General features: G+C 69.8%; 18 protein-coding genes and 2 tRNA genes. 4 read left to right on the forward strand and 16 right to left on the reverse strand.

From position 1 onward, the window contains the following. Window position 1: 1 nt before the first annotated feature. A complete protein-coding gene (locus ACFYX3_RS16130; RefSeq protein WP_382656137.1) occupies window positions 2-769 on the reverse strand; it encodes a DUF881 domain-containing protein in 768 nt (255 codons plus the stop codon). 140 nt (window positions 770-909) lie between these two features. Between ACFYX3_RS16130 and crgA the strand changes: the two genes are divergently transcribed. After that, complete coding sequence (crgA, locus tag ACFYX3_RS16135; RefSeq protein WP_056565215.1) at window positions 910-1,164, forward strand: cell division protein CrgA; 255 nt, start codon at window positions 910-912, stop codon at window positions 1,162-1,164. A 370-nt stretch (window positions 1,165-1,534) separates the two neighbouring features. On the opposite strand, the gene ACFYX3_RS16140 is transcribed toward crgA, so the two are convergent. Both ACFYX3_RS16140 and ACFYX3_RS16145 read right to left on the reverse strand, forming a co-directional pair. Then, entirely contained in the window at window positions 1,535-2,398 is an 864-nt protein-coding gene (locus tag ACFYX3_RS16140) for a rhomboid family intramembrane serine protease (RefSeq protein WP_389013414.1), read from the reverse strand. Window positions 2,399-2,420: 22 nt separating this feature from the next. Further along, window positions 2,421-2,948, reverse strand: coding sequence for a peptidylprolyl isomerase (locus tag ACFYX3_RS16145; RefSeq protein ID WP_376583504.1), 528 nt, complete (start codon window positions 2,946-2,948; stop codon window positions 2,421-2,423). A gap of 172 nt (window positions 2,949-3,120) precedes the next feature. Between ACFYX3_RS16145 and ACFYX3_RS16150 the strand changes: the two genes are divergently transcribed. Beyond that, entirely contained in the window at window positions 3,121-3,810 is a 690-nt protein-coding gene (locus ACFYX3_RS16150; RefSeq protein ID WP_389013417.1) for a DUF5324 family protein, read from the forward strand. Between the two features lie 130 nt (window positions 3,811-3,940). Here ACFYX3_RS16150 and ACFYX3_RS16155 read toward each other — a convergent pair whose 3' ends face one another. The 3 genes from ACFYX3_RS16155 to ACFYX3_RS16165 form a co-directional block, all read right to left on the reverse strand. Beyond that, window positions 3,941-4,318 (reverse strand): DUF6344 domain-containing protein, encoded by a 378-nt coding sequence (locus ACFYX3_RS16155; RefSeq protein WP_376583508.1) that lies wholly within the window; start codon window positions 4,316-4,318, stop codon window positions 3,941-3,943. A 156-nt stretch (window positions 4,319-4,474) separates the two neighbouring features. Beyond that, a complete protein-coding gene (locus ACFYX3_RS16160) occupies window positions 4,475-5,590 on the reverse strand; it encodes an acyltransferase family protein (protein WP_389013421.1) in 1,116 nt (371 codons plus the stop codon). A gap of 506 nt (window positions 5,591-6,096) precedes the next feature. After that, window positions 6,097-6,169, reverse strand: a tRNA-Ala gene (locus ACFYX3_RS16165). A gap of 130 nt (window positions 6,170-6,299) precedes the next feature. Between ACFYX3_RS16165 and ACFYX3_RS16170 the strand changes: the two genes are divergently transcribed. Together ACFYX3_RS16170 and ACFYX3_RS16175 are read left to right on the forward strand one after the other, a co-directional pair. Beyond that, window positions 6,300-6,848 (forward strand): helix-turn-helix domain-containing protein, encoded by a 549-nt coding sequence (locus tag ACFYX3_RS16170; protein WP_389013424.1) that lies wholly within the window; start codon window positions 6,300-6,302, stop codon window positions 6,846-6,848. Between the two features lie 64 nt (window positions 6,849-6,912). Then, a complete protein-coding gene (locus tag ACFYX3_RS16175; RefSeq protein WP_389013427.1) occupies window positions 6,913-8,142 on the forward strand; it encodes a serine/threonine-protein kinase in 1,230 nt (409 codons plus the stop codon). A 4-nt stretch (window positions 8,143-8,146) separates the two neighbouring features. Here ACFYX3_RS16175 and ACFYX3_RS16180 read toward each other — a convergent pair whose 3' ends face one another. From ACFYX3_RS16180 to dnaN, 10 genes are all read right to left on the reverse strand, one after another. Next, window positions 8,147-9,475: a hypothetical protein gene (locus ACFYX3_RS16180; RefSeq protein WP_389013430.1), complete on the reverse strand. Its 1,329-nt coding sequence runs from the start codon at window positions 9,473-9,475 to the stop codon at window positions 8,147-8,149. A 139-nt stretch (window positions 9,476-9,614) separates the two neighbouring features. Continuing rightward, entirely contained in the window at window positions 9,615-9,749 is a 135-nt protein-coding gene (locus ACFYX3_RS16185; RefSeq protein ID WP_003958712.1) for a DLW-39 family protein, read from the reverse strand. Window positions 9,750-9,908: 159 nt separating this feature from the next. Further along, window positions 9,909-9,982, reverse strand: a tRNA-Ile gene (locus tag ACFYX3_RS16190). 102 nt (window positions 9,983-10,084) lie between these two features. Continuing rightward, the gene (locus tag ACFYX3_RS16195) at window positions 10,085-10,645 is read right to left on the reverse strand and encodes a DUF3566 domain-containing protein (RefSeq protein WP_382656116.1); all 561 of its coding nucleotides are present in this window, start codon (window positions 10,643-10,645) and stop codon (window positions 10,085-10,087) included. A gap of 106 nt (window positions 10,646-10,751) precedes the next feature. Beyond that, window positions 10,752-13,361, reverse strand: coding sequence for a DNA gyrase subunit A (gyrA, locus tag ACFYX3_RS16200; protein WP_389013434.1), 2,610 nt, complete (start codon window positions 13,359-13,361; stop codon window positions 10,752-10,754). A gap of 41 nt (window positions 13,362-13,402) precedes the next feature. Further along, on the reverse strand, window positions 13,403-15,430 hold the full coding sequence (gyrB, locus tag ACFYX3_RS16205; RefSeq protein ID WP_389013437.1) for a DNA topoisomerase (ATP-hydrolyzing) subunit B: 2,028 nt from the start codon (window positions 15,428-15,430) through the stop codon (window positions 13,403-13,405). 367 nt (window positions 15,431-15,797) lie between these two features. After that, window positions 15,798-16,352 carry a DUF721 domain-containing protein gene (locus tag ACFYX3_RS16210; protein ID WP_382656110.1) on the reverse strand — a complete coding sequence of 185 codons (555 nt, stop codon included), beginning with the start codon at window positions 16,350-16,352 and terminating at the stop codon, window positions 15,798-15,800. Next, a complete protein-coding gene (gene recF, locus ACFYX3_RS16215) occupies window positions 16,349-17,470 on the reverse strand; it encodes a DNA replication/repair protein RecF (RefSeq protein WP_382656108.1) in 1,122 nt (373 codons plus the stop codon). Before recF ends, ACFYX3_RS16210 begins: the two co-directional genes overlap by 4 nt. A 59-nt stretch (window positions 17,471-17,529) precedes the next feature. Continuing rightward, the gene (gene gnd / locus ACFYX3_RS16220; RefSeq protein ID WP_116159990.1) at window positions 17,530-18,408 is read right to left on the reverse strand and encodes a phosphogluconate dehydrogenase (NAD(+)-dependent, decarboxylating); all 879 of its coding nucleotides are present in this window, start codon (window positions 18,406-18,408) and stop codon (window positions 17,530-17,532) included. Window positions 18,409-18,518: 110 nt separating this feature from the next. Then, window positions 18,519-19,649 (reverse strand): DNA polymerase III subunit beta, encoded by a 1,131-nt coding sequence (dnaN, locus tag ACFYX3_RS16225; RefSeq protein WP_041130169.1) that lies wholly within the window; start codon window positions 19,647-19,649, stop codon window positions 18,519-18,521. Window positions 19,650-19,672: the final 23 nt, after the last annotated feature.

The raw sequence follows: 19,672 nt of genomic DNA on the forward strand, positions 1-19,672 counted from the left end.
GTCAGCTCACCGGCTTCGCGTAGTGGAGGTCCACTGTGCCCGAGTACCCGGGAAGAGTCACCGCCTTGTGCTCGTCGACTTTCCAGCCGAGTCCGTACGCCTTGACGTACAGCTGGTAGTTCTGGAGCGCGGGGGAGTCGGCGAGCGCCTTGTTCAGCTTTCCCCGGTCACCGACGGCGGTGATCTTGTAGGGCGGCGAGTAGACGCGGCCCTGGAGGATCAGGGTGTTGCCGACGCAGCGGACGGCGCTGGTGGAGATGAGCCGCTGGTCCATGACGCGGATGCCTTCGGCGCCGCCGTTCCACAGGGCGTTGACGACGGCCTGGAGGTCCTGCTGGTGGATGACGAGGTCGTTGGCCTGCGGTTCGGGGTAGCCGGGGGCGGCCTGGGCGTTCGGCGGGGCGTCGTCGAGGGTGACGGTGAGGCCGGATCCGGAGACCTCGGTGGTGCCGGCCTTGGCTTCGAGGGCGTCGAGTTTCTCGTCCTGCGCGCGCGTGGAGCCGTCGTCGCGGGCGGCGAGGGAGTCGACGCGGGTGCGGAGGGCGGCGGTGGACTCGTCGAGGCCGGCGTTCTTGTGGCTGCGTTCCTCGATGAGGTCGGAGAGCCGCAGGAGCGAGGCGTCCGTGCGCAGGTTGGTGCCCTTGGCGGTGTTGAAGCTCGTGACGAAGATCAGTCCGGCAAGGGCGAAAACGGCAAGGGTGAGCACCCGGACGGGACGCCACCTCGTGGTGCGGCCCGGCCCTTCGGGAGTGTCGGCGGAATTGCTCAACGTACCCTGATCCCCTTCGGTGCCGTGGAACCACTACGCTAACGGACGCCTGGGGGACGCAGTCGTCCTCCTTCGTCACATCCCGGCGCCAGCCACAGTTCCCTGCGCGGTCACGCAGCGCATCGACAGGAGAGTCCCTCGTGCCGAAGTCACGGATCCGCAAGAAGGCCGACTTCACGCCTCCGCCCGCCAAGCAGGCCACCAACATCAAGCTGACCAACCGCAGCTGGGTGGCGCCCGTGATGCTGGCCCTGTTCGCCATCGGTCTGGTGTGGATCGTGGTCTTCTACGTCACCGACGGCTCCATGCCGGTCGAGTCGATCCGGAACTGGAACATCGTGGTGGGCTTCGGCTTCATCGCGGCCGGCTTCGGCGTCTCCACGCAGTGGAAGTAGTCGCTCCCACCGAGCGGCTGCAACAGCCCGAGCGCGGCTGAAGCAGCTCGAACGCGGGTGAAGCAGCCCGAACGCGGGTGATGTAGCGGTCGCGACGGCCGCTCGTCAAGTTCTCCCCCGAGCTTATCCACAGCGTTGTGCACAGCACTGGATAACTTACGAAGATCTGTGGATAACTCGGCGCGACGTTGACGCCGGTATGACTGGAATCACCTTCGACTGAACACACGGCGCCCCTCGCCTCCCTGGGGAAACTCCAGGTCAGAGGCGAGGGGCGCCGTCTTTCCCCACAGAGCGGAGAGGAATCGCCACGCACTGTGGATAACTCTGGGGAAAGCTCACAGACAAGCTCTTCCACAGGCTCCTGTGCTCAGGTGAGCGCGGCCGAACGGGCGAGCACGATCCCCAGGTCGATCAGCAGCACCACCGCGCACGCCCCGTACTGCACGAGGTCCCGCCGGGCGCGGGGCGCGTGCACCATCACGTACGTCAGCAGGACTCCGGCCACCAGACCGCCGACGTGCGCCTCCCAGGAGATCCCCGGACGGGTGAACGTGATGAGCAGGTTCAGTGCCACGAACAGCAGCGCCGGCCGCATGTCCTGCCGCCTGCGCCGGGCCAGCACGATCCAGGCGCCGAGCAGGCCGTAGACGATGCCTGAGGCGCCGAGCGAGAACTGGTTCTGCGGGGAGAGCAGATAGGCGAGCGCGGAGCCGGAGAGCCCGGAGAGCAGGCACAGGGCCGTGTACCGGATCCGCCCCAGCTCGGGCTCGACGATCCCGCCGATCATCCACAGGCCCAGCATGTTGAAGAGGAGGTGCGGGATCTCCTGGTGGAGGAAGGCGGAGGTCAGCAGGCGGTACCACTCGCCGTCCGCGACCCCGACCAGCTCACCGCTGGGGAGGTAGGCGCCGCCGATCAGCGCGAGGTCGTCGAGGAGCCGGTCGCCCACCACCTGGACGGCGATGAACAGCGCCAGGTTGATCGCCATGAAGATCTTGGTGACGAGGCGCCCGTCCGCCGCCACCCGTCCGCCGGCGAGCGTCCGGGGCTGGTTGGCGTCGGCGGCGTGACCCGTCCCCGAGCCGCCCCGCACGCACTCGGGGCACTGGAAGCCGACGGACGCGGAGATCATGCACTGCGTGCAGATGGGCCGCTCGCAGCGGACGCAGCGGATGCCGGTCTCGGCCTCCGGGTGGCGGTAGCAGCGCAGCAGTCCGGGCTGCGTGTCCATGGGAGGTTCCGTCCCTTCCGCCTCAGCGCTTCTCGATCACCACGGACTCGACGATCACGTCCTGGAGCGGACGCTCGGTGTGCGGGTCGGTCGGGGTGGCCGCGATCGCGTCCACGACCTTCCGGCTCTCCTTGTCCACGACCTCGCCGAAGATGGTGTGCTTGCGGTTCAGCCAGGTCGCGGGGCCGACGGTGACGAAGAACTGCGAGCCGTTGGTGCCCGGGCCCGCGTTGGCCATGGCCAGCAGGTAGGGGCGGTCGAAGAAGAGCTCCGGGTGGAACTCGTCGGCGAACTCGTAGCCCGGGCCGCCCGTGCCGTTCCCCAGCGGGTCGCCGCCCTGGATCATGAAGCCCTTGATGACCCGGTGGAAGGCCGTTCCGTCGTAGAGCGGGTCCGAGGAGACCGTGCCGGTGGCGGGGTGCGTCCACTCGCGCTCGCCGGAGGCGAGTTCGACGAAGTTCCGGACCGTCTTCGGGGCGTGGAACGGCATCAGCCGCACCTCGATGTCGCCCAGGCTCGTCTTGAGGGTCGCGTACAGCTGCTCGGCCACGGTCGCCTTCCGTCCACGTCGTGTCGCGTCATGTCACGTCTGTCTCTGGCGTGTCCGATCCTCGCATGCCCCGGATGCCAGCCCCGCATGCCGGAGGCCGCTCCGACGGGCATGATGCCGAAAAGGATGGAAAGGTGAAAAACCGACATCGCCACCGAGGAGGAGGAATCCCGTGACCCGCATGGACAGCGTGCGCGCCGCGACAGGTTCGGCGAAGGAGAGCGTCCTGCACGCCGCGGAAGTGGTGGCGCCGTACGCCGGCACGGCCAAGGACCAGGCCGCGCACTACGCACACGAGGCGCGAGTGGTGCTCGCGCCGAAGGTCTCGAAGGCCGCGTATGCGGCCCGCACGCAGGCTCGCGCGCAGTACGACTCGTATGTCGCACCGCATGTACCGCCGCGGGTCGACGCGGCCGCACACCGTGCGGCGGTCAAGACCCGCCAGGCCGCCCGTCAGGCGGCCGACTACACCGTCCCGCGCGTCGAGAGCGCGGTCGCCGCGACCGGTCCGGTCCTCGACGAGGCCGGGGCGCGTTCCACCGCCGCCTGGGCCGCGCTGCGCGGTCAGGTGACGCCGGAGGACATCAGGAAGATCGTGAAGAAGCACGAGCGTCGGGCCAGGGCCGGACGCCTGGCCAAGGGACTGGTCGTCCTCGGCCTGCTGGTCGGCGGCGCCTTCGCCGCCTGGAAGTGGTGGGACAGGCAGGCCAATCCCGACTGGCTGGTCGAACCTCCCGCGCCCACCGAGATGGGGGACGAGGGCTCCTCGCTGTCGTCCGTGGACGGCAGTGGGGCCTCCCCCGATGCGGAGGAAGAGACCGAGTCGGATGCCGCGGCCGCCGAACGCGACGAACGCCGCTGACCGACCACCACGGGGCCCTGCCGGGGTCCTGCAAAGGTTCTGCCCGGGGCTCTGCCGGAGCCGCACGGGGTCCTGCCGGGGTTCTGCCGGGTCCTGCGCGTGAGGGCGTGGGGAGTGCGCTCCCCACGCCCTACGCCGCCGCGGCGAGCGCCAGGTCGGTCAGCGCGGCCGGGTCGGTCTCGGTCGCGGCGGTCGACGAGGACCGCTGCCGCGCGGAGGGCGAGGAACCGTGGGCCTCGGCGGCGATGCGCTGCTTGATGGTGGGCGGCAGGGAGCGGTCCCCGGCGAGCGGCCACCGGTGCGCCCGCTGTGCCGGTACGGAGGGCAGGGCGCGCTGCCCGGTCGGGGCGGCCTCGGCGACGGCGGCGGGCGCGGCCGGCTCCTCGGGCTGCGTGACGGCGGGCTGCCCGGCCGCGGCGGCGGTGTTCGCCAGGCCGACGGAGGCGAGGAGGGCGAAGAGGACGGAGATGAAGGCGGTCCAGAACTGCTTGACCTTGGCGGTGGCCATGGCCCCTCACTTTCGTGATGTTCCCGGATGGTTCATTTCGGTTTGCGCGCTTTACGTACTTTCCTCATGATGTGGAAGCGCGCCCGATTTCCGCGGAGCACCGCCGCCTCCGCCCAGTTCTTCCGATGAACACCACCCGTCCGGATCAAACCGGGGTCAGAGCTGGGCGAGCCCTCGCTTGAGGTAGCCGCTCAGCGGCTTCTCCACGAGCTTGTTCACCAGGTACGACAGCACCAGCATCCCGAGGACCAGCACACCGACGAGCCCCCACGGGGAGACGAGCCCGCGCGGCGCGAAGTAGCCGATGAGCTCCCAGCCGATCACCTGGTGGAGCAGGTACAACGGGTAGGTCAGCGCGCCCAGGACCGGCAGCCACCCCCACCGGACGCGGGAGAGCCTGCCCGTGGCGATGAGCGCCATCACCCCGAAGAATGCCGCGAGCAGCACGATCACGGGCCACGCGGCACGCCGGCCGAGGAAGGGAGTGAGGTGCTTGAACTCGTCGATGGTGGGTGCGAGGGAGGCGCAGAAGCAGATGCCGACGATGCCGAAGAGCATCAGGTTCGGACGGAACCGGTACATCAGGTAGAACGCCATTCCGGCGATGAAGAACCAGCTGTACTCGGGGATCAGCAGCATCCGCAGTGGTCCGGGCGGCGCCTTGGCGACGACGAGCGTGGCGGCGCCCCAGACGCAGCAGAAGAGCAGGACCCTCTTGTACGTCAGGCCCCACCAGGCGACCAGGGCGAACAGCAGGTAGAAGCGGAGCTCCGTGAAGAGCGTCCAGTAGACGCCGTCGACGTGCGGGACCCAGAAGGCCTGCTGAAGCATCGTCATGTTGGTCAGGATGTCGTTCCACGGAAGGTGGCGGCGGCCGCCGGGGATGACCACGACGGTGACGGTGGTCGCGATGACCGCGAACCAGTACGCCGGGTAGAGCCGGACCACCCGCGAGACGAAGAAGGCCTTCACGGGCCGGTTCCACGCGCTCAGGCAGACGACGAAGCCGCTGATGAGGAAGAAGAGCTGGACACCGAGATAGCCGTACGCCGACAGACGGAAGGTCCCGGGGAACATCTCCCTCACCGGCGTCGGCCAGCCGCCGCCGCGCGCCGTGTAGTGGTACGCGACCACCATGAGCGCCGCCACCAGCCTGATCCCGTCGAGCGCGTGGAGCCGCGCCGGACGCTTCGTCCCCGGGCCCGGCACGTCACGCGCCTCGAGCCGCCTTAAACGGGTCCTGAGCCGCACGGGCTGCAGCTGGTTCAGCACTCGGAGATCCCCCCACACAAGACTGCGTCCGAAGAGCCCACCCGGCTCCCCCAGCGTCAGACCAGCGAGGTGGGCGCAGGTTGCCCACGGCACCCCCCACAACTTCCGGTTTGTGTCACATGTCACTCGGGCTCATGTGTTGCGAACGGAAATCACAGGGGCTTCCATGGGTTGCGGCCCAAGGCTCCCTGTCACCCCACAGGGCCTTTGCGCAAATCCCGCATCCGGTCAGACCCGGGGGAGGGAAGGCGGCACGCCCATCCCGCGGTCCGCCTGTTCGAGGAGCCGAACGATCCCGTCATGGGGCTCGACGGCCGGCGCGGTGACGACGGCGGCCTCCTCCCCGTCGCTCCGAGGAGATCCTCGGGGGCGATCCGAAAGAGTGATCCACAAGGGCGACGACACCCCCGCCCAGCCCCGCACATGCGGGCCGGCCGCAGGTCGCGCCAACGGCGCAAAAACACCCCCCTGACCGCGTTTCCACAGGTCAAGGGGGTGCTGAAGAGTGGAGCCTAGGGGAGTCGAACCCCTGACATCTGCCATGCAAAGACAGCGCTCTACCAACTGAGCTAAGGCCCCGGAACGAGGACAGCGTACCGGGTCACCCCCCATGTCCGGCAAAAGGATTGGGACTCCCGGTCGGCGACCACTCTCCGTAAGATGCTGACCGAGGTTCGCAGTGGCGAACCTAAGGGATGGGGAGTAGGTAATGGACGCAGCGCAGCAGGAAGCCACGGCAAGAGCCAGAGAGCTTCAGCGCAGTTGGTACGGAGAGCCGCTGGGGGCGCTCTTCCGTCGCCTGATCGACGATCTCGGGCTCAATCAGGCCAGGCTCGCGGCCGTGCTCGGGCTCTCCGCGCCCATGCTGTCCCAGCTGATGAGCGGCCAGCGGGCCAAGATCGGCAACCCGGCCGTCGTCCAGCGCGTCCAGGCCCTCCAGGATCTCGCGGGACAGGTCGCCGACGGCAGCGTCAGCGCCGCCGAGGCCACCGACCGCATGGACGAGATCAAGAAGTCCCAGGGCGGCTCCGTCCTCACCGGCACGAGCCCCACCACCACTGGTTCCGGCGCGCCGACCGTGCGCCGCGTCGTCCGCGAGATCCAGTCGCTGCTGCGCTCCGTGGCGGCCGCCGGCGACATCATCGACGCCGCCGACTCGCTCGCCCCCGCCCACCCGGAACTGGCAGAGTTCCTCCGGGTGTACGGCGCCGGGCGCACCGCCGACGCGGTCGCGCACTACGAGTCGCACCAGAACTGACGCGGGGCCGGCGGCCGGCCGGCACCGTGGCGAGACGACGCGGACGGGGAGCGGGCGCAGCACGATGGGTGAGGTCTTCGCTGGTCGGTACGAGCTGGTCGACCCGATCGGACGTGGCGGGGCGGGCGCCGTGTGGCGCGCCTGGGACCACCGGCGCCGCCGCTACGTGGCGGCCAAGGTGCTCCTGCAGAGCGACGCGCACACGCTGCTCCGCTTCGTCCGCGAGCAGGCGCTGCGGATCGACCATCCGCACGTCCTCGCCCCGGCCAGCTGGGCCGCCGACGACGACAAGGTCCTCTTCACGATGGACCTGGTGGCCGGCGGCTCGCTGGCCCACGTCATCGGGAACCACGGCCCGCTGCCGCCCCGCTTCGTCTGCACCCTGCTCGACCAGTTGCTGTCGGGCCTGGCCACGGTGCACGCCGAGGGGGTCGTGCACCGGGACATCAAGCCCGCGAACATCCTCATGGAGGTCACCGGCGGCGGGCGGCCGCATCTGCGGCTCTCCGACTTCGGCATCTCCATGCGCAAGGGCGAACCCCGCCTCACGGAGACCAACTACGTGGTGGGGACACCCGGTTACTTCGCGCCCGAGCAGCTGCTCGGCGCCGAGCCGGACTTCACCGCCGACCTCTTCGCCGTCGGTCTGGTCGCGCTGTACCTGCTCAAGGGCAGCAGGCCGGATTCCCAGGCCTTGGTCGAGCACTTCCGCACGTACGGCACTCCTGGCGCCCCCGAGGGCGTTCCTGAGCCCTTGTGGCAGGTTCTCGCGGGTCTGCTCCAGCCCGATCCGCAGGCGCGGTTCCGGACGGCCTCGGGGGTGCGGAAGGCGCTGAGCGCCGCCGTCGAGCTGCTGCCCGAGCCGGGCCCCGGCGAGGTGTCGGTCGAGATCGTCGACCAACTCGGTCCCCTCCCGGCGGGCTTCGGCCCGGAAGGCCCCACGGCACCCGCTCCCGCGCCCGTACCGGCCCAGGAGCAGCCCGTACAGCCGGCACCGCCCGTACAGCCGGTCGCCCAGCCGGCACCGCCCGTACAGCCGTATCAGCAGCCTCCACAGCCGCAGCACCAGCCCCATCAGGGCTACCAGCCCACCGCCCGGGTCTCCTCGCCCCCGCCGCTGCCCCGGCCCTCCGGGACGGGCAGCTTCCACCTGCCTCCCCCGGTCACGCAGACCGCACCCGCGGTGCCCGCCCCCGTACGACGGCCGGGACCGCCCCCGAAGGTGGCGGTCCCGGTGCTGCTGCTCGCGCTGGTGTCGTTCGCGGTCGGTTTCTGGGCGCTGACGCAGATCTGAGGGCTCAGGCCGCCCGCCGCCGGGCAAGGAGGGTCCAGGCCCCGAGGCCGACGAGCAGGACGGTCCCGGTGCCGATCCCGGCCGCCGCGACGACCTGCATGGTGCCGTTCGTCGTGGCGTCCGCCCCGGTGGCGCCGTTCGCCGCGGCCTCCCGGTCGTCCGCCGTCACGGAGAAGACGCCGGGGTCCGCGTCGTACGCGGGAGCCGTCTTCGGGCTGCCCTCGACGTTCACCCGGAGCGTCAGCGGCACCGGCTTGTCGCCGTACTCGGCGGCGATCTCCGGGCTCAGCGTCGCCGTGAGGTAGTACCAGCCGGCGAACCGCATGCCGCTGGTGGCCTCCTGGTACGAGGTGCGGTTCTCGTGGGCCACGGGCCGCAGCGGGTCGAGCGCCAGCGTCGCGGGCTTCCCGTCGTAGCTGACCGTGTTCATGTCGACGAAGCCGAGGGCCGGGTTGTCGAGCGAGAGGGTGAGGGCGTTGCTCACGAGGTCGCCCTCGGTGCCGCTGCCGAGTTCGGCGCTGGCGAAGAGCTGCTGTCCCCAGTCCACGGGCACCCGGTAGAAGAGCGTCTGGCCGGGCCGGATGTCGGCCCGCCACTCGCCCTCCCGCAGCGAGACGGCCTCGTGGAAGCCGTCGCCGCCCTGCCGCTTCTGCTGGCCTCCGGCCGGCGGCGCGGGCGTGGCGGACGCCCATGCCTCGGGGAGCGAGGTGGGGCCGGCCTGCTTGAGGAGGGGCTCGGTCACGTACCGGAGCTCCAGCTCCCAGTCGTCCGGGGTGGAGGGCGCCGCCGACTCGCGCTCGACGAGGACGTAGTAGGCACCCTGCTTCTGGCAGCTGGAGGTGTCCGGGTCGACGATCCGGCGGGCGTAGGCGGCGAGCGGCCTGGCGTACTGCCCGGAGCCGAAGTTCGCCTCCTGGTAGCCGCAGTCGGTTCCGGAGTTGTCCTGGATGCTGACCTTGAAGCCGTCGCCGTACTCGACCTTGCCGCCGGGCTTGGGGACGGCGACGACGGAGACGTAGGTGTTCCGCTTCGTGTCGAGGTCGACCCGGTAGTAGACCTTGCCGTTCCTCTTGAGGGTGTCCCGGTAGGTCTGGCCGGTCTTCAGGGGCTTCGCGTCGAGGCTGGAGGCGGCGCCCTGGATCCGCTGGGCCGAGCCGTCGAAGGCGTACGGCGGTACGGAGGTCCCCCCGGCCCCCAGGGCCTCGCCGGCCCTGTCCTGGGCTGCTACGGCCTGGGCGGGCAGGGCCGTCACCGCGCCCACCGCCGCGGCCGCCGCGATCAGGGCTCCCGCCCTCCGGCCGATCCCGGTCCGCCTCCCGGCCTGCGTGCCCACGCGTCTCTCCCGTTCGTCCGCACGACAACTTTGCTTGAGCAATCAGAAATTTTGCGCTAGTGAACTCGCGTGGGGTGGGGTACGGCAAAGCCCCGGTCCGCTCACGCGGCCGGGGCTTCACCCACAGACTGTGTGTCTCTCAGACACCGGAACCTGCGGGCACGGAGTCGGTCGCCTCCGTCCACAGATCCTGCTCGGCGCGATCCGCCTGGATCTGGCGGTACACGAGGAGCCCGCCGATGGCGGCCAGTGCGACCAGGAGAAGCTTCTTCACCGCGCGACCTCGTCTTTCGTTGACGTAGGAGACTTCTGACGCCCACTCTACACATCGACCGATACCGATCGGTGACCTGTACGGGCTTCGCACCCCTGCTTCAAACCTCACACAAACAGATCGACCCGGATGGAGTACCATCCGGGTCGATCCGATCTGTGGGGCTAACAGGATTTGAACCTGTGGCCTCATCCTTATCAGGGATGCGCTCTAACCAACTGAGCTATAGCCCCGCCGCGCTTTGCGGTTTTTCGTGTCCGCCGCGCTGACTCCTGAACATTAGCGCACGTGGGGGCCAGTCCCAAAATCGATACCCGAGGCCGGCCCCACGCGGACTACTCGTCCTCCGCCAGCGTGAGCTCGACGCCGCCCACGAAACCGGCCGACAGGTTGTAGATGAAGGCGCCCAGCGTCGCGAGGGCGGTCATCAGGACCACGTCGATCACGGCGATCACCGAGGTGAACAGCAGGACCCTCGGCAGCGACAGGAACGACTGCAGGTCGAAGCCGTTGGACTCGTTCGAGCCCGTGGCCTCGCTGATCGTGCCGCCGACCGTCGAGAAGACGCCCATGGCGTCCATGACCATCCACAGCACCGCCGCGGCCACGACCGTGCAGATGCCCAGCGCGATGGAGAGCAGGAAGCTCACCTTCATCACCGACCACGGGTCGGCCTTGGCCACCCGCAGCCGCGCCTTGCGCGTCCTGGGCGTCGTGCTCGCCCCGGTGCGCGGCCGGCGCACGGCGCCGGCCTTCCCGCCCTGCGTACCGCCCGCAGGCGTGCCGTACGCCTGCGGCGGGTGGTAGGGCCCTCCCGGCTGCCCCTGGGGGCGCTCGCCGGGCAGCGGCCCGTTGTACGTCTCGTACGAGGGCTGCTGCCCCCGAGTGTCCGTCACAGCAACCCCCTGGGAGTCCGTGGCGGGGCCACGGGCGCCGTTCGCTCCAGCACCGGCAGGAACTCCGGCAGCCGCCGATCCGGCGCCCGTGGCTCCACTCACGCTCTTACTCCTCGTGCTCCCCGGCCGGGGGCTCCGTGCCCTCGGCCGCCTCGGCCTCGATCGACTCTGCCGACCCGACGACGCCCTCGGCGTCCTCGATGTCCTCGATGTCCTCGTCCTCGCTGCCTGCCTCGGCGTTCCGTGCGATGCCGACGACGGCATCGCGCTTGCCCAGGTTGATCAGCTGGACGCCCATGGTGTCACGGCCGGTCTCCCTGACTTCGTTGACTCGCGTACGAATCACACCGCCGGACAGCGTGATGGCGAGGATCTCGTCGGTCTCCTCGACCACCAGCGCGCCCACGAGCGAGCCACGGTCCTCCACGATCTTGGCGGCCTTGATGCCGAGGCCGCCACGGCCCTGGACGCGGTACTCGTCGACGGGGGTGCGCTTCGCGTACCCGCCGTCGGTCGCGGTGAAGACGAAAGTACCGGGCCGGACGACATTCATCGAGAGCAGTTCGTCGTCCTCGCGGAAACTCATCCCCTTGACGCCCGAGGTGGCGCGTCCCATCGGACGCAGCGCGTCGTCCGTGGCGGTGAAGCGGATCGACTGCGCCTTCTTGCTGACCAGGAGCAGATCGTCCTCGGCCGATACCAGCTCGGCACCGATCAGCTCGTCGTCGCTGCCGTCCGCGGTCTCCCGGAGGTTGATCGCGATGACACCGCCCGAACGCGGCGAGTCGTAGTCCTTCAGCGCGGTCTTCTTCACCAGGCCGGCCTTGGTGGCGAGCACCAGGTAGGGCGCGGCCTCGTAGTCGCGGATCGCCAGGATCTGGGCGATCTGCTCGTCCGGCTGGAAGGCCAGCAGGTTGGCCACGTGCTGGCCGCGCGCGTCCCGGCCGGCGTCCGGCAGCTCGTACGCCTTGGCCCGGTAGACCCGGCCCTTGTTCGTGAAGAAGAGCAGCCAGTGGTGGGTGGTGGACACGAAGAAGTGGTCGACGATGTCGTCCTGCTTCAGCTTCGTGCCGCGCACGCCCTTGCCGCCGCGCTTCTGCGAGCGGTAGTCCTCGGTCTTCGTCCGCTTCACATAGCCGCCGCGCGTGATGGTGACGACGATGTCCTCCTCGGCGATCAGGTCCTCGATGGACATGTCACCGTCGAAGGGCACGAGCTTGGAGCGGCGGTCGTCGCCGAACTTCTCGACGAGCGCGGCCAGCTCCTCGCTGACGATCGCCCGCTGGCGCTCCGGGGAGGCCAGGATCGCGTTGTACTCGTTGATCTTCGCCTGGAGCTCGTCGTGCTCGGCGACGATCTTCTGGCGCTCCAGGGCGGCGAGCCGGCGGAGCTGCATCTCCAGGATCGCGTTGGCCTGGATCTCGTCGATCGTGAGGAGGTCCATCAGGCCCGTACGGGCGATCTCGACCGTCTCGCTGCGGCGGATGAGGGCGATGACCTCGTCGATCGCGTCGAGGGCCTTGAGGAGGCCGCGCAGGATGTGGGCGCGCTCCTCGGCCTTGCGCAGCCGGAAGCGGGTCCGGCGGACGATGACCTCGATCTGGTGCGTCACCCAGTGGCGGATGAACGCGTCGAGCGAGAGGGTGCGCGGCACGCCGTCGACGAGCGCCAGCATGTTCGCGCCGAAGTTCGTCTGCAGGTCGGTGTGCTTGTACAGGTTGTTGAGGACGACCTTGGCGACGGCGTCGCGCTTGAGCACGATGACGAGGCGCTGGCCGGTGCGGGACGAGGTCTCGTCGCGGACGTCGGCGATGCCGCCGATCTTGCCGTCCTTGACCAGGTCGGCGATCTTCTGCGCGAGGTTGTCCGGGTTGGTCTGGTAGGGCAGCTCCGTGACCACCAGGCACTGGCGGTTCTGGATCTCCTCGACCTCGACGACCGCGCGCATCGTGATCGAGCCGCGGCCGGTGCGGTACGCCTCCTCGATGCCCTTGCGGCCGACGACGAGCGCGCCGGTGGGGAAGTCGGGGCCCTTGATCCGCTCGATCAGCGCGTCGAGGAGCTCCTCGTGGCTGGCGTCGGGGTGCTCCAGCGCCCACTGGGCGCCGGCCGCGACCTCGCGCAGGTTGTGCGGCGGGATGTTGGTGGCCATACCGACGGCGATGCCGGCGGAGCCGTTGACCAGCAGGTTCGGGAACCGGGCCGGGAGGACCGTCGGCTCCTGGTTGCGGCCGTCGTAGTTGTCCGTGAAGTCGACGGTCTCCTCGTCGATGTCGCGGAGCATCTCCATCGACAGCGGCGCCATCTTGCACTCGGTGTAGCGCATGGCGGCGGCCGGGTCGTTGCCCGGGGAACCGAAGTTGCCGTTGGAGTCGACGAGCGGCATGCGCATCGACCATGGCTGGGCGAGGCGGACGAGCGCGTCGTAGATCGAGGAGTCGCCGTGCGGGTGGTACGTACCCATGACGTCGCCGACGACGCGGGCGCACTTGTAGAAGCCCTTCTCGGGCCGGTAGCCGCCGTCGTACATCGCGTACAGCACGCGCCGGTGGACGGGCTTGAGGCCGTCCCGTACGTCGGGCAGCGCGCGGGACACGATGACGGACATCGCGTAGTCGAGGTACGAGCGCTGCATCTCGGTCTCGAGCCCGACGGGCTCGATCCGCAGCACGGGTTCCTGCTCTTCGGTGGTGCCAGGGGTGTTTTCGTCGGCCATTGCTGGTCGTCAGTCCTTTCGTACGGTCAGCTGAGACCGACTCAGATGTCGAGGAAGCGAACGTCCTTGGCGTTGCGCTGGATGAACGAGCGCCGCGCCTCGACGTCCTCGCCCATGAGCACCGAGAACAGGTCGTCGGCCTGGGCGGCGTCGTCCAGGGTGACCTGGCCGAGCACGCGGTGCTCGACGTCCATGGTGGTGACGCGCAGCTCCTCGGCGTTCATCTCGCCGAGACCCTTGAAGCGCTGGATCGAGTCTTCCTTGATCCGCTTGCCGTTCTGCTTGCCCAGCTCGACGAGCGCGTCCCGCTCGCGGTCCGAGTACGCGTACTCGAAGTCGTCCCGGCCCCACTTGATCTTGTAGAGCGGCGGGCGGGAGAGGTAGACGTGACCGGCCTCGACCAGCGGCCGCATGAAGCGGAAGAGGAAGGTCAGCAGCAGGGTGTTGATGTGCTGACCGTCGACGTCGGCGTCCGCCATCAGGATGATCTTGTGGTAGCGGAGCTTCTCGATGTCGAAGTCCTCGTGCACACCGGTGCCGAAGGCGGAGATCAGCGCCTGGACCTCGGTGTTCTGCAGGATCTTGTCGACGCGGGCCTTCTCGACGTTCAGGATCTTGCCGCGGATCGGCAGGATGGCCTGGTACATCGGGTTGCGGCCGGACTTGGCCGAGCCGCCGGCGGAGTCACCCTCGACGATGAAGATCTCGCACTTGGACGGGTCGTTCGACTGGCAGTCGGAGAGCTTGCCCGGCAGCGAGGCCGACTCCAGGAGACCCTTGCGGCGGGTCAGGTCGCGCGCCTTGCGCGCGGCCACGCGCGCGGTGGCGGCCTGGATCGACTTGCGGACGATGTCCGCGGCCTCGTTCGGGTTGCGGTCCAGCCAGTCGTTGAGGTGCTCGTAGACCGCCTTCTGGACGAAGGTCTTGACCTCCGTGTTGCCCAGCTTGGTCTTGGTCTGGCCCTCGAACTGCGGCTCGCTCAGCTTGACCGAGATGATCGCCGTCAGACCCTCGCGGATGTCGTCGCCCGTGAGGTTGTCGTCCTTCTCGCGGAGCAGCTTCTTGTCGCGCGCGTACTTGTTGATCAGCGAGGTCAGCGCAGCGCGGAAGCCCTCCTCGTGCGTGCCGCCCTCGTGGGTGTGGATGATGTTGGCGAAGGAGTACACGCCCTCGCTGTAGCCGCTGTTCCACTGCATCGCGACCTCGAGGGACAGGTTCTTGTCCTTGTCCTCCGCCTCCAGGTCGATCACGGTGGGGTGGATCAGCTCGCCCTTGCGCGAGTTGAGGTACGTCACGAAGTCGACGATGCCGCCTTCGTAGTGGTACTTCACCGTGCGCGCGGCGGCCTCGGCGGCCTCCGCCTCGGGGTCGTCCGCGCCGACCGTGGCCTTCGCCGACTCGCGCTCGTCCGTGAGCGTCAGGGTGAGGCCCTTGTTGAGGAAGGCCATCTCCTGGAAGCGGCGCGCGAGCGTCTCGAAGGAGTACTCGGTGGTCTCGAAGATGTCCGGGTCGGCCCAGAAGGTCACCGTCGTGCCGGTCTCCTCGGTCGCCTCGTGCTGGACGAGCGGGGCCGTCGGGACGCCCATCTTGTAGTCCTGCGTCCAGCGGTGGCCGTCCGTCTTGATCTCGACGGAGACCCTGGTGGACAGGGCGTTCACGACCGACACGCCGACACCGTGCAGACCGCCGGACACGGCGTAGCCGCCGCCGCCGAACTTGCCGCCCGCGTGGAGCACGGTCAGCACGACCTCGACGGCCGGCTTGCCCTCGGACTCCACGATGCCGACCGGGATGCCACGTCCGTTGTCGACGCAGCGCAGCCCGCCGTCGGGCAGGATCGTCACGTCGATGGTGTCGGCATAGCCGGCCAGGGCCTCGTCGACCGAGTTGTCGACGACCTCCTGCACCATGTGGTGCAGTCCGCGCTCGCCGGTCGATCCGATGTACATGCCAGGGCGCTTGCGCACGGCATCCAGACCTTCGAGGACCTGGATGTTGCTGGCGGTGTACTGCTTGTTCTCGTTGGGGTTGCCGGAATCGGCCACGAAGCGCCCTTTCTGGCACAGCACAGGCCGTTCTCCGGGCATACGGGAGCGGCTGCGTCGTTCGACATGTTCCGCAGGGTGGCGGGATTGTCTCCCAGTCTACCGGTAGCGCCGACACTCATGGGGGTTTGCCGGTACCTGAATGCGCATGTGCCGCCCTGAGCGGGAGCGAGACGACTCCCCATATCCGGATAGGGGCTCCAGAGCCCGTAGACGGCCACCTAGCGCTTCGACCGGTGACGGCCAGTGGGCGCACGCTCCGTCGCGTTGCGGGCATGGGCTCCGTCGCGTTGCGGGCATGCGTTCCGCCGGGGCGGAACGGGTGGGCACAACGCCCACGCGCACGGCGCCCTACGCCTGGACCCGCACCACGAGGCCCTGGGACCCCGTACTACCCGTACGTGTCCCCGGGCCCCACAGACCCCGGCGCCCGCAGCGGCCCGTACCCCCTCCGCGGGGCTCCGGGCCCGAGCACCTTGATGACCCGCACCGTCCCGTGCCCCAGGTCCTCGTTCAACCGCGCCACCAGCCTCGGCGCCAGCAACCGCAGCTGCGTGGCCCACGCAGTGGAGTCGCACTGCACCGTCAGCACCCGCGCATCCGGCTCGTCGTCGAACTTCACCGGTACGCAGTGCTTCGCGAGGTCCTCGCCGACGATCTGCGGCCAGCGGCCCATGACCCCGCCGACCGCCGCCGGGGTCTCCCAGCCCCGCTCGGTGATCAGCCGGTTGATCGCGGCGCCGAGCGCCATCGGGTCGCGTCCGTCGGCGCGCGCACCGGAGCGCAGCCCGCCGCCGCGCCGGGCCTGCTTCTTCTGCGCCGCCGCCGCACCCCGCGCCTTCGCCTGCTCCTTGGCCGCGCGCAGCGCGACCCGGGCGAGATCCACACCCGAGGGCTCGGGTGGCGCGGGCCTGTCCACAGGCTGTGGGGAATTCTGCTCGCTCATACCCGTTCCACCGTCCCGCCGGACACCGCGTACCGCGTGCCCGCCAGCACGCCCGGCACGTCGTCGTCCACCGCAGCCGTGACGAGCACCTGCTCGCCCGGGGCCACCAGCTCCGCGAGCCGCTCGCGCCGCCGCGCGTCCAGCTCGGCGAAGACGTCGTCGAGGACGAGGACCGGCTCGTTGCCCTCGGACCGCAGCAGGTCGTACGAGGCGAGCCGCAGCGCCAGCGCGTACGACCAGGACTCTCCGTGGCTCGCGTACCCCTTCGCGGGGAGCTCGCCGAGCTTGAGGAGCAGCTCGTCCCGGTGGGGTCCGACGAGCGTGACGCCCCGCTCGATCTCCTGCTTGCGGACCTCGGCGAGGGCGGCGAGCAGCTGCTCGTACAGCTCCTCGCGGGTGTGCCCGGAGCCGGGCGCGGAGGGGCGGTACTCCAGGAGGATCGGTCCGCCGCCGGGCGCGAGCTGCTCGTACGCCTTGTCGGCGAGCGGCTGCAGTACGGCGATGAGGTCGAGCCGCTGGGCGAGCAGCTCGGCGCCGGCCCGGGCCAGGTGCTGGTCCCACACGTCCAGGGTGGAGAGGTCCATGCCGCGGCCGCCGTGCCGCCGGGCCATCGCCGCCGACTTCAGGAGGGTGTTGCGCTGCTTCAGCACGCGCTCGTAGTCGGAGCGCACGCCCGCCATGCGGGGCGTGCGCGCCGTGATCAGCTCGTCGAGGAAGCGCCGGCGCTCGCCGGGGTCGCCCTTGATCAGGGCGAGGTCCTCGGGGGCGAACAGCACGGTCCGTACGATGCCGAGCACGTCACGCGGTCTGACCTGCGAGGACCTGTTGATACGGGCGCGGTTGGCGCGGCCCGGGTTGAGTTCCAGCTCGATCAGCTGGGAGCGCTCGCCCTGGGTGACGGCGGCGCGGACGACCGCGCGCTCCGCCCCCATCCGGACGAGCGGGGCGTCGGAGGCGACGCGGTGGCTGCCGAGGGTCGCGAGATAGCCGACGGCCTCGACCAGATTGGTCTTGCCCTGGCCGTTCGCTCCCACGAAAGCGGTGACGCCCGGGTCGAGCGGGACCTCGACCCGGGCGTACGAGCGGAAGTCGGCCAGCGAGAGATGCGTGACGTGCATGGTGGGCGCCGACCTTCTTCCCCCGGCGGCTGTGCACCGAGGGGTGCACAGCCTGTGGATTACTTCTTCGTCTCGACCGCGTGGCCACCGAACTGGTTGCGCAGCGCGGCGATCATCTTCATCTGCGGGGAGTCGTCCTGACGGGAGGCGAACCGCGCGAACAGCGACGCGGTGATCGCCGGCAGCGGGACGGCGTTGTCGATGGCGGCCTCGACCGTCCACCGGCCCTCGCCGGAGTCCGACGCGTAGCCCCGCAGCTTGTCCAGGTGCTCGTCCTCGTCCAGTGCGTTCACCGCGAGGTCGAGCAGCCAGGAACGGATGACCGTGCCCTCCTGCCAGGAGCGGAAGACCTCGCGCACGTCGGTGACGGAGTCGACCTTCTCCAGGAGCTCCCAGCCCTCGGCGTAGGCCTGCATCATCGCGTACTCGATGCCGTTGTGGACCATCTTCGCGAAGTGGCCGGCGCCGACCTTGCCCGCGTGGACCGAGCCGAACTCGCCCTCGGGCTTGAGCGCGTCGAAGATCGGCTGGACCTTCGCCACGTCCTCGGCGGAGCCGCCGTACATCAGCGCGTAGCCGTTCTCCAGGCCCCAGACGCCGCCGGAGACGCCGCAGTCGACGAAGCCGATGCCCTTGGCGGCGAGCTCCTCGGCGTGCTTCTCGTCGTCCGTCCAGCGCGAGTTCCCGCCGTCCACGACGATGTCGCCGGGGGAGAGCAGCTGCGCCAGCTCGTCGATGGTGGACTGGGTCGCGGCACCGGCCGGGACCATGACCCACACGACGCGCGGACCCTTGAGCTTGCCCACAAGCTCTTCGAGGCTGTGGACATCGGCGAGGTCCGGGTTGCGGTCGTATCCGATGACGGTGTGGCCTGCGCGGCGGATGCGCTCACGCATGTTGCCGCCCATCTTGCCGAGACCGACGAGACCGAGCTCCATCAGAGATTCCTTAAGCGTCGTGTGCGGTGTACCCGGGTCCGAGCCTACGCCCGGACCCCGGTGCACACCTGTGGGGTCAGCCGCTCAGGCGACGACCCCGACGACGGGCCTCAGCCGGACAGCCGCACCGGCATGATCAGGTACTTGTAGGCCTCGTCCGCCTCGGCGTCGAGGGCGGGCTTGCCGCTCAGCAGCGCCGGCTTCGTGGAGGTCGTGAAGGAGAGCTGGGCGACCGGGGAGTCGATGGCGCTCAGGCCGTCGAGCAGGAAGGTCGGGTTGAAGGCGATCGAGATGTCGTCGCCGTCCAGCTGCGCGTCCACACGCTCCACAGCCTGTGCATCGTCGCTGGAGCCGGCCTCCAGGATCAGCACGCCCTGCTCGAAGCTGAGCCGGACCGGGGTGTTGCGCTCGGCCACCAGGGCCACACGCTTCACGGCCTCCACGAAGGGGGCGGTCTCGATCACCGCGACCGAGTTGAACTCGGTGGGGAAGAGCGTCCGGTACTTCGGGAGGTCGCCCTCCAGGAGGCGGGTGGTGGTGCGGCGGCCCGCGCCCTCGAAGCCGATGAGGCCCTCGCCCTTGCCGGAGCCGGAGAGCGCCAGGGTCACCGTGTCGCCGCTGGTGAGCGCCTTGGCGGTGTCCAGGAGGGTCTTCGCGGGCACCAGGGCGACCGCGGAGGCGTCCGGGGACTCCGGCTTCCACAGGAACTCGCGGACCGCGAAGCGGTAGCGGTCGGTGGAGGCCAGGGTGACCGTGTCGCCCTCGATCTCGATGCGCACACCGGTGAGGACGGGCAGCGTGTCGTCACGGCCGGCGGCGATGGCCACCTGCGCGGCGGCGGAGGCGAAGACCTCACCGGGGACGGTGCCCGTCGCGGTGGGCATCTCCGGCAGCGCCGGGTACTCCTCCACAGGCAGGGTGTGGAGGGTGAAGCGGGAGGAGCCGCAGACCACGGTCGCCCGTACACCGTCTGTGGAGATCTCCACCGGACGGTTGGGGAGGGCGCGGCAGATGTCGGCGAGCAGCCGGCCGGAGACGAGGACGGTGCCGTCCTCCTCCACCTCGGCCTCGACGGAGACCCGCGCCGAGACCTCGTAGTCGAAGCTCGAGAAGCTCAGCGCGCCGTCCTCGGCCTTCAGGAGAAGGCCCGCGAGCACGGGCGCCGGCGGACGGGCCGGGAGGCTGCGGGCCACCCAGGCCACCGCCTCGGCAAGTACGTCGCGCTCCACCCGGATCTTCACCGGAACCGCCTCCTGCTTGTTGC

The organism is Streptomyces sp. NPDC002463 (assembly GCF_042889835.1).
Lineage (GTDB): Bacteria > Actinomycetota > Actinomycetes > Streptomycetales > Streptomycetaceae > Streptomyces > Streptomyces nymphaeiformis.